The organism is Streptomyces sp. NPDC058001, from assembly GCF_042886315.1.
Lineage (GTDB): Bacteria > Actinomycetota > Actinomycetes > Streptomycetales > Streptomycetaceae > Streptomyces.
Window position 1 is genome coordinate 199,212 of the sequence record NZ_JBHVQT010000003.1, and the last position, 13,217, is coordinate 212,428.

13 protein-coding genes are annotated in these 13,217 nt (G+C 71.3%); 9 read left to right on the forward strand and 4 right to left on the reverse strand.

The window, feature by feature from the left end; genetic code table 11:
- Positions 1 to 112: 112 nt before the first annotated feature.
- Positions 113 to 433: a YkvA family protein gene (locus ACFVT5_RS07505; RefSeq protein WP_389882477.1), complete on the reverse strand. Its 321-nt coding sequence runs from the start codon at positions 431 to 433 to the stop codon at positions 113 to 115.
- Positions 434 to 610: 177 nt separating this feature from the next.
- On the opposite strand from ACFVT5_RS07505, the gene ACFVT5_RS07510 reads away from it, so the two are divergent.
- The 4 genes from ACFVT5_RS07510 (at position 611) to ACFVT5_RS07525 (ending at position 5,457) form a co-directional block, all read left to right on the forward strand.
- Positions 611 to 2,716, forward strand: a complete 2,106-nt coding sequence (locus tag ACFVT5_RS07510) for a SpoIIE family protein phosphatase (protein WP_389882479.1) — start codon at positions 611 to 613, stop codon at positions 2,714 to 2,716.
- 146 nt (positions 2,717 to 2,862) lie between these two features.
- Complete coding sequence (locus tag ACFVT5_RS07515) at positions 2,863 to 4,020, forward strand: hypothetical protein (protein ID WP_389882481.1); 1,158 nt, start codon at positions 2,863 to 2,865, stop codon at positions 4,018 to 4,020.
- Positions 4,021 to 4,273: 253 nt separating this feature from the next.
- Positions 4,274 to 5,062, forward strand: a complete 789-nt coding sequence (locus ACFVT5_RS07520; RefSeq protein WP_389883590.1) for an SAM-dependent methyltransferase — start codon at positions 4,274 to 4,276, stop codon at positions 5,060 to 5,062.
- Positions 5,063 to 5,079: 17 nt separating this feature from the next.
- Positions 5,080 to 5,457: a VOC family protein gene (locus ACFVT5_RS07525; protein ID WP_389882483.1), complete on the forward strand. Its 378-nt coding sequence runs from the start codon at positions 5,080 to 5,082 to the stop codon at positions 5,455 to 5,457.
- A 136-nt stretch (positions 5,458 to 5,593) separates the two neighbouring features.
- Here the strand turns inward: ACFVT5_RS07525 and ACFVT5_RS07530 are convergent, their stop codons facing one another.
- A complete protein-coding gene (locus tag ACFVT5_RS07530; protein WP_389882485.1) occupies positions 5,594 to 5,830 on the reverse strand; it encodes a hypothetical protein in 237 nt (78 codons plus the stop codon).
- A gap of 72 nt (positions 5,831 to 5,902) precedes the next feature.
- Positions 5,903 to 6,616 carry a TetR/AcrR family transcriptional regulator gene (locus tag ACFVT5_RS07535; protein WP_389882487.1) on the reverse strand — a complete coding sequence of 238 codons (714 nt, stop codon included), beginning with the start codon at positions 6,614 to 6,616 and terminating at the stop codon, positions 5,903 to 5,905.
- 129 nt (positions 6,617 to 6,745) lie between these two features.
- Here ACFVT5_RS07535 and ACFVT5_RS07540 point away from each other — a divergent pair, with 129 nt between their 5' ends.
- The 4 genes from ACFVT5_RS07540 (at position 6,746) to ACFVT5_RS07555 (ending at position 11,085) form a co-directional block, all read left to right on the forward strand.
- Positions 6,746 to 7,978 (forward strand): saccharopine dehydrogenase family protein, encoded by a 1,233-nt coding sequence (locus ACFVT5_RS07540; protein WP_389882489.1) that lies wholly within the window; start codon positions 6,746 to 6,748, stop codon positions 7,976 to 7,978.
- A gap of 125 nt (positions 7,979 to 8,103) precedes the next feature.
- Positions 8,104 to 8,745 carry an exonuclease domain-containing protein gene (locus ACFVT5_RS07545; protein WP_389882491.1) on the forward strand — a complete coding sequence of 214 codons (642 nt, stop codon included), beginning with the start codon at positions 8,104 to 8,106 and terminating at the stop codon, positions 8,743 to 8,745.
- A 134-nt stretch (positions 8,746 to 8,879) separates the two neighbouring features.
- Positions 8,880 to 10,568 carry a discoidin domain-containing protein gene (locus tag ACFVT5_RS07550; protein ID WP_389882493.1) on the forward strand — a complete coding sequence of 563 codons (1,689 nt, stop codon included), beginning with the start codon at positions 8,880 to 8,882 and terminating at the stop codon, positions 10,566 to 10,568.
- Positions 10,569 to 10,716: 148 nt separating this feature from the next.
- A complete protein-coding gene (locus tag ACFVT5_RS07555) occupies positions 10,717 to 11,085 on the forward strand; it encodes a hypothetical protein (protein WP_389882495.1) in 369 nt (122 codons plus the stop codon).
- Between the two features lie 35 nt (positions 11,086 to 11,120).
- Here ACFVT5_RS07555 and ACFVT5_RS07560 read toward each other — a convergent pair whose 3' ends face one another.
- Complete coding sequence (locus tag ACFVT5_RS07560) at positions 11,121 to 11,840, reverse strand: TetR/AcrR family transcriptional regulator (RefSeq protein WP_389882497.1); 720 nt, start codon at positions 11,838 to 11,840, stop codon at positions 11,121 to 11,123.
- Between ACFVT5_RS07560 and ACFVT5_RS07565 the strand changes: the two genes are divergently transcribed.
- The gene (locus tag ACFVT5_RS07565) at positions 11,824 to 13,209 is read left to right on the forward strand and encodes a hypothetical protein (protein ID WP_389882499.1); all 1,386 of its coding nucleotides are present in this window, start codon (positions 11,824 to 11,826) and stop codon (positions 13,207 to 13,209) included. The two genes, ACFVT5_RS07560 and ACFVT5_RS07565, sit on opposite strands and share 17 nt — an antisense overlap.
- Positions 13,210 to 13,217 lie beyond the last annotated feature (8 nt).

Below are 13,217 nucleotides of genomic sequence, written 5' to 3' on the forward strand. Positions count from 1 at the left end.
GGTACCCGCGGCCCGTACCGGCCGCACCCGCGTCACCGTGGTGCCGCTCCCGTCCCACCCCGGCGGGAGCGGCACCACGCGCACGATCGGAGTCACGCAGGGGGCGCGCCCTTCAGTCCCGCGCCTCCACCTCGCGCTTCAGGCCCCTCCCGCGCCCCGCACCCACCCCGCTCTTCGCCGCCGCCGAGTGCAGCGTCCGCAGGGCGAGCAGCAGGAACCCGATGTCGTCCAGGTACACCGGGTCGGGCAGCAGATCCACCGGTGACAGCGTGTAGAGCACCGCACACCAGAACAGGGCCTTGTCCCGCACCGGGACACCGGCGTCGACCAGCAGCTTTCGGGCCCGTATCACCCGGACCAGCAGAATCGCGGCGATCACCGCCATGAGCAGCGCGGCGACCGCGGCCAGCGTGAGCCATGCGGTGGCGTCCATGACTGCCGTGTACCCGTCCTCAGGGGCTCACTCCTCACGCCCGCGCCGATCGGGTGGCGGACGCCGCCCCGTACCGTCGTCGGGGGGCGCTCGCGAGAGCATGGGGGCGCCATCCGGAGCGCTCCGGGGCAGACTGGGGTGGCCCCGTGTCGAGGCGGTGGTGGAGGATCGGCGACGATGGGCGAGAGCGACGCGTACCGGAGCGGGCCCCGGACCGACACGGACGGGGAGGTCGGCGCTGTCACCACGGGCGGGCTCCTCGACATGCTGGGGGTCGCCGCCGTCGTCCTGGACGCCGAGGGCCGCATCGTCCTGTGGAGCCCCCAGGCCGAACAGCTCTTCGAGTACAGCACCGCCGAGGCCCTGGGCCAGTACGCGGCCCGCCTGTTCGTCGCCGAGGAACACCTGGCACGCGTACTGAACCTGTTCGACGAGGTCATGCGGACCGGTGAGAGCTGGTCGGGGGTCTTCCCCGTGCGGCACAAGAACGGCGAGTCCCGGCTCCTGGAGTTCCGCAACGTACGGCTCTTCGACGACCTCGGCGACGTCTACGCCCTCGGACTCGTCACCGATCAGGAGATGCTGCGGCAGGTCGAACGCGACCTGGCCCTGTCCGTGCGCCTGGTGGAACAGTCCCCGATCGGGGTCGCCGTCATGGACACCGATCTGCGATACATGGCCGTCAACCCGGGCCTGGAACGCGTCAACGGTGTCAGCGCCGATGCGTGCATCGGCCGCCGGCTCGGCGAGATCCTGCCGTCCGTGGGCGCCGAGATTCTGGAAGGGCTGATGCGGCAGGTCCTGGACACCGGCGAACCCGTCCTGGACCACGAGGTCGTCGGCCGCACCCCCGCCGACCTCACCGCCGACCACGCCTGGTCGCTGTCCCTGTACCGGCTGGAGGCGGCGGGAGGCCGGATCCTCGGCCTCGCCGTCTCGGTCATCGACATCACCGACCGGCACCGCGCCGCCCTGGAGACCGAACGCGCCCGGCACCGGCTCGCGCTCGTCGCCGACGCGTCGGTACGCATCGGCACCACCCTCGACCTGGAACAGACCGCGCGGGAACTCGCCGCCGTCGCCGTGCCCGAACTCGCCGACGTGGCCGCCGTCGACCTCCTCGAAAGCGTCCTGCGCGAGCGGCCCGGCCGTACCCTCACCGACGGCACCGCGATGTTCCGCGCGCTCGCCGTCGCCAGCGCCCATCCGACGCTCGCGCTCCATGCCGCCGACCCGCCGGGGGAACCCGCGCGGTACGGCGCCGACCGGCTCGTCACGCGCTGTGTCACGACCGGCAGACCCGTCCACCTCGCCCGGGTCGCCGCACACGATCTGCCGTACATCGCCCGCGACGCGGAGGCCGCCGCCCTCCTCGCGCGGGCCGGCGTCCACTCGTATCTGGCCGTCCCGCTGATCGCGCGCGGCGAGGTGCTCGGCGCCCTCGACCTCAAACGCGCCCACACCGCACTGCCGTTCGGCGAGGACGACATCCTCCTGGCCTGCGAACTGGCCGCCCGCGCCGCCGTCTGCATCGACAACGCCCGCTGGTACCGGCAGCAGCACGACATCGCCCTCACCCTCCAGCGCAGCATGCTCCCCGAGCCGCCGGTCAGTCGCGCCGGACTCGACATCGCCTCGCGCTACCAGCCGGCCGGCGCGGCCAGCGAGGTCGGTGGCGACTGGTTCGACGTCATCCACCTCCGCGACGGCAGGACCGCGCTCGTCGTCGGTGACGTCATGGGCAGCGGTATCAACGCGGCGGCCACCATGGGCCGGCTCCGCACGGCGACGCAGACCCTGACCCGGCTCGCCCTCGACCCGGCCGAGGTCCTGCACCACCTCGACGAGATCACCAACGACCTGGAACCCAACCTCGCCACCTGCCTCTACGCCGTGTACGACCCGGTCCGTGCGGAGTGCTGCCTCGCCAACGCCGGGCACCTGCCGCCGGTCCTCGTCCCGGACGGCGGCGCGCCCTGGCTGCTCGACCTGCCCCGGGGCGCGCCCCTGGGCGTCGGCGGAGTGCCCTTCCGCTCGGTCACCGTCAACTTGGCGCCCGGCGACCGGCTCGTCCTCTACACCGACGGGCTCGTCGAGAGCCGTCTGATCGACATCGACACCCGCCTCGACGCGCTGTTGCGGCTGCTGAGCACACCGGAGCCGTCCCTGGAGGACCTTTGCGAGCGCCTGCTGCGGGTGCTGCGCGGGGCCGACGACCATGACGACGTGGCGTTGCTGATCGCGAGCCCGAGTCCGAGCCCGAGCCGGAGCCCGAGCCGCTGACCGTGAGCCGTTTGGCGCGGGCGGGTGCGCGTCGGGCCCGGTGGCGAGGCGCGCGGGCAGCGGTTACGAATGCTCTAGGTAACGACGCATTCGCGTCGGGTGATCTGCATCCCACAGATTCATGACTCTGGAGTATGAGGCGCCGTATGCCGACAGATTCGTTTTCCGTCAACGCCGGCAACCCACCCCGCACCGAGCCCCAGGCGTCCCCCGAGGACGCCGACCGGCCCGACGAGGACATATCCGGCCCCGACCCCGGCCCCGGTCCAGACCTCGGTCCGGACGCCGGTCCAGACCCCGCGGACCGGCTGACCCGAACCGTCGTCGTCGCCAGATCGCTCGACGAGGTTCTGAGGCTCATCACCCTTCTGGAGGAGTCGCCGGAGCACGCGCGCATCGCGGCGGAGGCCGTCAGGGCCGCCGCCGTGGAACGTCCCGTGGACGACGTCACCCGGATGGTGGACTCGCTGAGCCGTCCACCGCATTCCCCCGACACCGCGGACGCGGCGATCCGCACGGCGACCGAGCAGCGGACCGTCGACGACGTCAGCCGTCTGATGACGCTGCTGCACCGGCCGCCGCACGATCCGCGCGTCGCCGACGAAGCCGTCCGCTCCGCCGCCGCCAGCCGCACCGTCGAGGAACTCGCCGAACTCATCGGCCGGTTGGGGAACGAGAAGGCGGCTTCCGCCCCACCGCCACCGGACGCCTCACTGTCACCGGACGCACCGTGGTCGGACGGGCCGTCCTCCGCAGGGGACGACGCCGAGAAGCGATCCGCGCGGCAGTCCACCGTCGCGATCGCACCCCTGGTGACATCGATCCGGCCGGTCTCCGTCCGGCGGCCGTCGGGCCGCACCGGCGGTCTCCCGCTGTGGCTGCGGTGGTTGGCGGCCGTCGCGTTCCTCGCGTGCGGCGTCGCCAACCTGCCGCTGTACGGCCATGGGGCGCCCGCGTATGTGTACGGCGCCCTGCTCGCCGCCGCCGTCCTGTGTCTCGTCGCGGCACTCGTCGTGCCGCTGTTCGGGCGCGGTACGGCGATCGCGGTGGTCGTCGCGGTCGTGGCGAGCGGCGCCCTGGCCGCCGCCCGACTGGTGCCCACCGGGGGCCGGGCGCGGGCCGTCGGGGACGCGCTGGAGTACACCCTCGCGCCGGGTGGCGTGGCGACGGGAGCGGCCCTGGCCGCGGTCGTCGCCGGGATCGCCGCCCTGCTGGCGCTGGCCGGTGTGTTCGACCGGAACAAGGACGCGGGCCGGCCCCGGTACGGCACTCCCGTCCTGATGTCGGACCGGGGCGTCGACTGACCGGGCGGACACCGCCGTCGGTGAGGCGGTGACGAAGCTGTCGGTGGGGCGGTGACGAAGCCGTCGGTGGGGCGGTGGTGGAGCGGCAGGCGGCTCTCCACCACCGCCCCGCCGACGTTCTCCGCAATCTCGGGCGCCCCGATGATGCGCCGGCACAACTCGGTTGGCTACATTGCGGGTTGACCGCAGCCCCGAGCCGAGGAGACCGACCGTGACCGACACCTCGGCAGGCGCGGACCCCCTGGCCGATCCGATGCGTGCCCGCATCAACACGACACAGCCGCACACGGCCCGTATCTGGAACTACTGGCTGGGCGGCAAGGACAACTACGACGTCGACCGCGCGGCCGGCGACCAGATCCGTCAACTGCACCCGGGCATCGGCGACTACGCGCGCGAGGACCGACTCTTCCTCGGTCGCGCCGTGCGCCACCTCGTCGCCGACGCCGGCATCCGGCAGTTCCTCGACATCGGCACCGGACTGCCGACCGCCGACAACACCCACGAGGTCGCCCAGCGCATCGCCCCCGAGTCCCGCGTCGTCTACGTCGACAACGACCCGCTGGTCCTCGCGCACGCCCGCGCCCTGCTCACCAGCAGCCCCGAAGGCCGCACCGACTACCTTGACGCCGACCTGCGCGACATCGACGCGATCCTCGAACACGCCGCCAAGACACTGGACTTGAGCGAGCCCGTCGCCCTCATGCTGCTCGGGGTCGTCATCTTCGTCGGCGACGACGACGAGGCGTACGGCATCGTGCGCGACCTCATGGAACGGCTCCCCTCCGGCAGCCACCTGGTGCTCTCGCACACCATCACCAGCCCGGCCATGCCCGACGTGGACGCGGCGGTGGCGTTCTGGAACGAGCACGGCACCCCCAAGCTGAAGCAGCGCACCCCGGAAGCCGTCGTCCGCTTCTTCGACGGACTCGATCTCCTCGACCCCGGCCTGGTCTCCTGCTCACGCTGGCGCCCGGCGGGCACCGGTGCCGACGAGCCGGCCGAAGTGGCCATGTTCGGCGGGGTGGCCCGAAAGTCGTAGCACCTTATGCTCAGCGCATGATCGCCGACTTGCAGTGTGTCGTCCTCGACTGTCCCGATCCCGGGACGCTCGCCTCGTTCTACCGGTCCCTCCTCGGCGGGTACATCGACCGTCCGGACCGTCGCTGGGCGTTGAGTGAGGGCTGGTCGACACTGCACACGTCGTCCGGGCTCGTGCTCGCGTTCCAGCGGGTGGCGGACTACCGGTCGCCGCGGTGGCCGGACCCGGAGCGCCCCCAGCAGTTCCACTTCGACTTCGCCGTCCCGGACCTGGACGTCGCGCACCGCGAGGTCCAGGAACTCGGCGCGACCGTGCTGGACGCCGGTTCGGGAGCCCGGAGTTGGCGCATCTACGCGGACCCGGCCGGTCACCCGTTCTGCCTGGTCCGGCACTGAATCAGTCGAGGATCGTCCACTCGTGGGGACGGGGCTTGCCTCACGCCAACGGACGCACGCGAACGGAAGCACGCCAAAGGACGCACGCCAAAGGGGCGCACCCTTGTGGGCGCGCCCCTTGGGCGTGACGACCTGGTCAGCGCTCCGAGCGCTCGTCCCTGTCGTCCCTGATGTCCTGACCCTGCTCCCGGGCACGCTGGGCCTGGTCACGGACCTGGTCCCGGTTCTGGTCCCGGTTCTGGTCACGGTCCTGGGGCCGGTGGCCGTGCTCTTGGGCCTCCTGCTGGCCGCGCTCCTTGGCGTCGCCCATGGCCTTCTGCGCCTTGTCCTTCATCTGCTCGGCCTTCTCGTTGAACTGGTCCTTGATACCCATGACGGGGCTCCTCGCACTGTGGGGGGTGGACGGGATCAGCCTTACACGGACTTCCTCTCCGTGCATTTTCGACTACGTAAGGTGATGCGATGTGGCCAGTCGCGCCCCCGCGCTGTCCAGCAGCATCTCCAGCGCCGTCGGATACGCGCTGTCGTTCATTCGGGCCACCAGCAGCGGCGCCGTGGCCGCGATGTGCGGATGTGTCGTGGCGGGCAACCGCGCGTAGGTCGCCTGCCACACCTCCTGGTCCGCCGTCCGTGCGGCGCCCGGCAGTGCCAGCGACGCCGCGTCCAACGCCGCGAAGGCCAGGCTCTGGTCGATGAACGCGTGATAGATCCGCACCGCCTCGGCGTCCGGGAACCCGGCCGTGCGCAGCACCCCGAGGATCGTCTCGTCGGCCGCCACCTCGTGCGCCCTGCCGCTCACCCGGCTCGCCGTGAGCACCGCCGCCTGCGGGTGCCCCAGATACGCGGCGTGGATCCGCAATCCCAGCTCCCGCAGATCGGCCCGCCAGTCACCGGTGCCCTCCCAGCCCGCCATGGCCCGCCCGACCAGGACGTCCCCGATCGCCAGCGTCAGGTCGTCGATGCCACGGAAGTACCGGTACAGCGTGCTCGGATCCGCGCCCAGGGCGGCACCGAGACGACGTACCGTCAGACCCGCTCCGCCGTGTTCCCGCAGCATCCGCAGCGCGGTGTCCACGATCAGCCGCTCCGACAGGACGGCGCCCTGCTTCGTCGGGCGCCGTCGCCGTCGCCCCTCCTCCGGCACCACCGGCTTGGCCATGACCCCACACTCCCTCCGCCCCCGCGCTTCCCGGTGAGCTTATGCCAACACCATTGACGTGAACCGCCGCGCACCCGTTGGATCGGGGGAACGGGACAACCGACAGATCCCGGAGAACGGAGTTCCGCCATGCGTGTTCTGCTCGTGGGCGCCGGCGGTGTCGGCACCGCCCTCACCCGTATCGCCGCCCGCCGCCCCTTCTTCGACCACATGGTCGTCGCCGACTACGACCTCTCCCGGGCCGAAGCGGCCGTCGCGGCCCTCACGGCGGACGGCACCGGCGCCCGTTTCCACGCCGAACGGATCGACGCGAGCGACGAGTCGGCGGTCACGGATCTGCTGCGCCGGGAGCGTTGCGATGTCCTCGTCAACGCGACCGACCCGCGCTTCGTGATGCCGCTGTTCCAGGCGGCCCTCGCCGCGGACGCGCACTACCTCGACATGGCGATGTCCCTGTCCCGCCCGCATCCGGAGCGCCCCTACGAGGAGTGCGGGGTCAAGCTCGGCGACGCCCAGTTCGAGCGCGCCGCCGACTGGGAGAAGGCCGGGAAGATCGCCCTCGTCGGCATGGGTGTGGAACCGGGCCTGTCGGATGTGTTCGCCCGGCACGCCGCCGACGAACTCTTCGACGAGATCGAGGAGATCGGCATCCGCGACGGCGCGAACCTCACGGTCGACGGCTACGACTTCGCGCCGTCGTTCAGCATCTGGACCACCATCGAGGAGTGCCTCAACCCGCCCGTCGTGTACGAGGCGGAGCGCGGCTGGTACACCACCGAACCGTTCAGCGAGCCCGAGGTCTTCGACTTCCCCGAAGGTATCGGCCCCGTCGAGTGCGTCAACGTCGAGCACGAGGAGGTGCTCCTCGTGCCCCGCTGGGTGGACGCCCGCCGGGTCACCTTCAAGTACGGCCTCGGCGAGGACTTCATCCGCACCCTGCGCACCCTGCACCTGGTGGGCCTGGACCGCACGGAGCCGGTGTCCGTCGCGGCGGCGGACGGTTCGGGCCCGGTCCGGGTCTCACCGCGTGACGTGGTCGCGGCCTGTCTGCCGGACCCGGCGACCCTCGGCGACCGTATGCACGGCAAGACCTGCGCGGGCACCTGGGTCAAGGGCACCAAGGACGGCCGCCCGCGTGAGGTGTACCTCTACCACGTGGTGGACAACCAGTGGTCCATGCGCGAGTACGGCAGCCAGGCCGTCGTCTGGCAGACCGCCGTCAACCCGGTCGTCGCCCTCGAACTGCTCGCCTCGGGCGCCTGGTCCGGCGCCGGGATCCTCGGCCCCGAGGCGTTTCCGGCCCGCCCGTTCCTGGACCTGCTGACCGAGTACGGCTCCCCGTGGGGCCTGCGCGAGCAGTGATCGCGCACGGCACAGCCGTACGCGTGAAGTCGACTCGGGCGCAGGGTAGTTGACGCTTCTGAGGTGCCGGTGGCGTGGGGAAACTCGGATGACCGGAGCGGCACCGGCTCTCTACGCTCGCCGGCATGGACAGTACGTACACCGATGGCGTCGCGAACCTGCTGAACGTCGTCGACATCGAGGCCACCTGCTGGGACCGGCAGCCGCCGCCCGGTCAGGTGAGCGAGATCATCGAGATCGGCCTGACGGTCGTGGACATCGCCGCGCGCGAACGCGTCGAACGGCACCGCATCCTGGTCCGCCCCCACCGCTCCGAGGTGAGCGCGTTCTGCACCGAACTCACCGGTCTGACACAGGCCGAGGTGGACACCGGTGTCGACTTCGCCGCCGCCTGCCGTGAGTTGGCCGTCACCCACCGGTCCGGTGCGCGCCCGTGGGCCAGTTGGGGCGACTACGACCGCAACCAGTTCACCCGTCAGTGCCGTGCCACCGGTGTGCCGTACCCCTTCGGTCACCGGCACACCAATGCCAAACGGGTCTTCACCGAGGCCCATGCGCTGACCAAACGCCCCGGGATGGCGCAGGCCCTGACGGTCGCCGGGCTGCCGCTGGAGGGACGCCACCACAGCGGCGAGGACGACGCCTGGAACATCGCGGCGCTGATCCTTGACGTGGTCGCGCGGGACGCCTGGCCGAACCCGAACCCGAACCCGAACCCGAACCCGAAGCTGGACCCGGACCGCGACCCGGGGCCCAACGGGACCTGACTGTCGCGTCTTTGTGGCTCTCTGTCGAGAATTTGCGTGCACTCATCTTGTCTGTGCACCGACATGTTCATAGGTTGGCGCTCACACGCACCGCACCTCTCCGTGCACCCCTCGACCCCCCATGCGAGGAACCCGTGAGCATCTCTCGACGGTCCGTGATCCTCTCCGCGCTCGCCGGTACGGCCACGGCGGGCCTTGCCTCCACGGCGATGGCCGCCCCCGCCCCGGCCCCCGCCGCGTCACCTCCCGGCGATGTGGTCGGCAAGATCACGGTCGGCTACCAGGGCTGGTTCGCCTGCATCGGCGACGGCGCCCCCATCAACAGCTGGTGGCACTACAGCAGCAACGCGTCGCAGCCGCCGTCCCCGTCCAACACCACCCTCGTCTCCTGGCCGGACATGGGTGACTTCACCCGCGGCTACCAGACCGCCTATCAGAATCTCGGCAACGGCGCCCCCGCCACCCTGTTCTCCTCCTGGGACCAGCAGACGGTCGACACACACTTCCGCTGGATGCGCGACAACGGCTGCGACAGCGCGGCCCTCCAGCGCTTCAACCCGTACGGCGGCGAGGGCCCGACCCGGGACGGGATGGCGCAGAAGGTGCGCCAGTCGGCCGAGGCGTACGGCCGCAAGTTCTACATCATGTACGACGTCACCAACTGGACGTCGATGCAGAGTCAGATCAAGGACGACTGGACGACGAAGATGAAGGCGCACACGGCCTCGGCCGCGTACGCCCGTCAGAACGGCAAACCTGTGGTCTGCGTCTGGGGGTTCGGCTTCAGCGACCCCGGCCGGCCCTTCGCGCCCGCGCCCTGCAAGGACGTGGTCGACTGGTTCAAGGCCCAGGGCTGTTACGTCATCGGGGGAGTGCCGACGCACTGGCGCACCGGCACCGAGGACTCGCGTCCCGGGTTCCTGGACGTGTACCACTCGTTCGACATGATCTCGCCCTGGATGGTCGGCCGGATCAGCGACGTCGCGGGCGCCGACCGGTTCCTGCGGGACCTCAACACCCCCGACCTCGCCGACTGCGCGGCCCACGGCATCGACTACCAGCCGTGTGTCATCCCCGGCGACCTCCAGTCCGGTCACCGGGCCCACGGTGATCTGATGTGGCGTCAGTTCTACAACCTCGTCGGAATCGGGGTGCAGGGCTTCTACATCTCGATGTTCGACGAGTTCAACGAGGGCAACCAGATCGCCAAGACCGCCGAGACGGCGGCGTCCGTCCCGGCGGGTTCCGGTATCCGCGCGCTCGACGAGGACGGCACGGCCTGCTCGTCCGACTACTATCTGCGCCTCACCGCGGACGGCGGCCGGATGCTCAAGGGCCAACTCGCCCTGACCGCGGTCCGCCCCACCGTCCCGTACCCCGGCGGCGGCCCGGCGCCCACCGGTGACCTGGCGCTGCGCCGCCCGGCGACGGCAAGCGGCCAGACCCAGGTGTACGGGCCGGCCAATGCCGTGGACGGTGACCCCGCCACGTACTGGGAGAGCGTCAACAACGCCTTCCCGCAGTGGATTCAGATCGATCTCGGCGCCGCGCGGTCCGTGCAGAGGGTGGTGCTCACGCTGCCGCCGAATCCGGCCTGGGCAAGGCGCGTTCAGACCCTCTCCGTCCAAGGCAGCGTCAACGGAACGGACTTCACCACCTTGGCCGGATCCGAGGGGCGCACCTTCGATCCGGCCACCGGCAACACGGCCACGGTCACCTTCCCCGCCGCGACCGCCCGCTACGTCCGCGTCCACTTCACCGCCAACACCGGCTGGCCCGCCGGGCAGCTCTCCGGCTTCAGCGTGTACGGGACGCCCGCGTAGCCCCGTTGGGCCGTTCCGGTCAGGCGGCGGAACGCTCGTCGGGCAGCCGGCGGCGCAGCGCGGCCTGCTGGACGGCGGGCGGCACGGGGCGATCAGCGCTGACGCGTGGTCCGTCACCGTCACTGGCAGCAGCGGCTGGACGCGCACTGTGCCACGGGGCACCACGCCCGGCCACCCCGTCGTCGCCCGTCTGGCGATCTGCCGCGAGGAGGTCCGCTACCGAAGCCAGTACGGCTACAGCGCGCCGCAGGTCGTCGAGTCGCTCGCGTTGCTCACCCCGGACCGGCAGCCCCGAGTACTCGGCATCACCGCCGCGATCACCGGGGCCACGGCGCTGGTCGTGGGAATGGGGCTGCTGGGCATGGCGGCGCACGTGGTTGCCGGGGACTCGGCACGGTGGGTCGGCCCCGTGGCCGGCGGCCTGGTGTTCGCGGCGGTGGTCCCGATGCTCCCCGTCCTCGCGCGGCGCATCGACGCCCGCCGACGTTGCCGCAGCGCCCATTTTGACGCGGTGTGAAGCACCTCGTCCGCCGTCGAGTCCGGTCCCGGCCTTCAGACCGTCTTCCGGGACGACGCCCGGCGCTTGGCCGCCCCCGCTGAAGTGCCGTGTGACGTGCCGTCCCGGTCCGGCAGCCGGGTCGCGATGCCGTCGATCAGGAAGGTCAGGCTCAGCGCGAACTGGTCGTCCATGTCCGGTCCCGACGGTGATGTCATCCACGCGGTCAGCACCGGATGGCGTCCGTCGGCCGCCGCCAGCTCCCGCGCCGTCGCGATCGCCGCCGCGAGCTGCCGCGGGGTGTGCAGACCGTGGCGGCGCCGCATGGCGAGTTCCTCGGCCTCCTGTTGGGCGCTGCCGAAGATGTGCCGGTCGAGTAGGGCCACGTACGTCATGGCGTCGCCGACCGTCGTCCCCTGACGGACGAGGATCTGCAACAGGAACTCGGTGCGGCGCATCATGTGCGGGCCCAACGGCGGCCGGGTCGGCACGAGTTGGGCGTACCAGAGGTGGCGCTTGACCATGGCCCAGCTGTCGATGGCGACCCGGCGGAGGTCGCCGCGCCAGTCACCGCTCGGCTCCTGAGGCAGCGGAATCTCACCCGTGACGTGATCCAGCATCAGGTCGAGGAGACCGTCCTTGCTGAGTACGTAGCGGTAGAGCGCCATCGGTGTGTACGGGCCGAGGCGCCGCGCGACCGCCGCCATGGTGAGCGCGTCCGCGCCCCCCTCGTCCGCGACCGCGACCGCGGCCCGCACGATGTCGTCCCGCTCCAAGGGGCTCTGCCGCCGCCGGGGCGGGGACTGGGTCCAGATCAGAGGCGGCGGCGCGCTCTCCTGGACGGTGGTCGACGCGATCCTCGGACAGCTCGACCCGGCCGCCGAGACCTGGGTGACCGTCTGCTCCAGCTCTCCGTGGGCCACCCGGCACCCGACGGACTTCCTCCCGTCGTCACCGGCGAAGGACACGGAGCGGTACGCCCGATTCGTAGGGGAGTTGGTGACCCGCTGCCGGGGGCGTGTGGAGTACTGGCAGTGCAACAACGAGCCCAGCAACACCGGGATGCTCTGGGCGGGCACCGCCCGCGAGTACGTCGACCAACTCACCGCCTTCGCCGCCGCAGTACGCACCGCCGACCCGGACACGGCGGTCGTGCTCGGAGGCTGCGGCTACGACGTGCTGGCGAGCCCGGACGCCGGCCTGGCCCGCCAGTTCTTCGACCAGGTCGTCGCCGAGGGACGGGACTCCTTCGACCTCTTCTCCGTCCATCTCTACGGCGATCCCCACTCCGTCCCGGATCAGGTGGAGTCCGTCCGCGCGATGATGCGCCGCCACGGGTACGAACGGCCGGTGGTGGCGGGCGAGTACAACGGCCCGACCCTCTTCGAATTCCCGGAGGCGCAGGGGGAGTTCGAGGCGACGATGACGGCCGCGTTCGGGGGCGCCCTCGCGGATGCCGGCACTGAATCGGGAGCCCCCGAGTCGCCGGACCGTCTGACGATGCGGGCACTCTATGCACGGGAGGCCCAACTCCCGCCCCAGCTCCGGATGTTCCTGGAGAACTGCCCGCCCGAGCTGGCCGCGAAGCGGGACCGCATCAACCGCCGCCAGCTCGTCACCCGCAATGTCCTCGCCCTCGCGTCAGGCGTCACCAGGACGGCCTGCTGGAACCTCGCCCCGGAGATCCCCGGCTATGGCGACCCGCTCAACCTGATGGGATTCCTGTTCGGCAAACTCGCCCTCATGGACTACGAGGGCCGGGCCCTGACCGGCCGCCGTCCGGCCGCCGAGACCTTCGCACTGCTCGCGGACCACCTGGAGGGCACCACGTCCGTACGCCGCCTCGACCACGACCACGACCGAGACCAAGACGGCGATGGCGATGGCGACGGTGAAGGGCCGGGGGTGTTCGCCTTCGAGGTGGTGCGCAACCACCGCCCCCCGCTGCACATCCTGTGGGCCGATGGCGATGTCTTCACCGGCGAGGACGCACCCCCGACCCGCGTCGACTGGCCCTGGCCCCACCCCACCGCGCAGGTCGTCGACGCCTTCGGCACCCACCTGCCGACGCACCACGACGGAGTCTCCGCGCACCTGGACCTCTCCGTCACCCCCCTGTTCCTCACCACCGTCCCGCAGAGCTGAACGGAAAC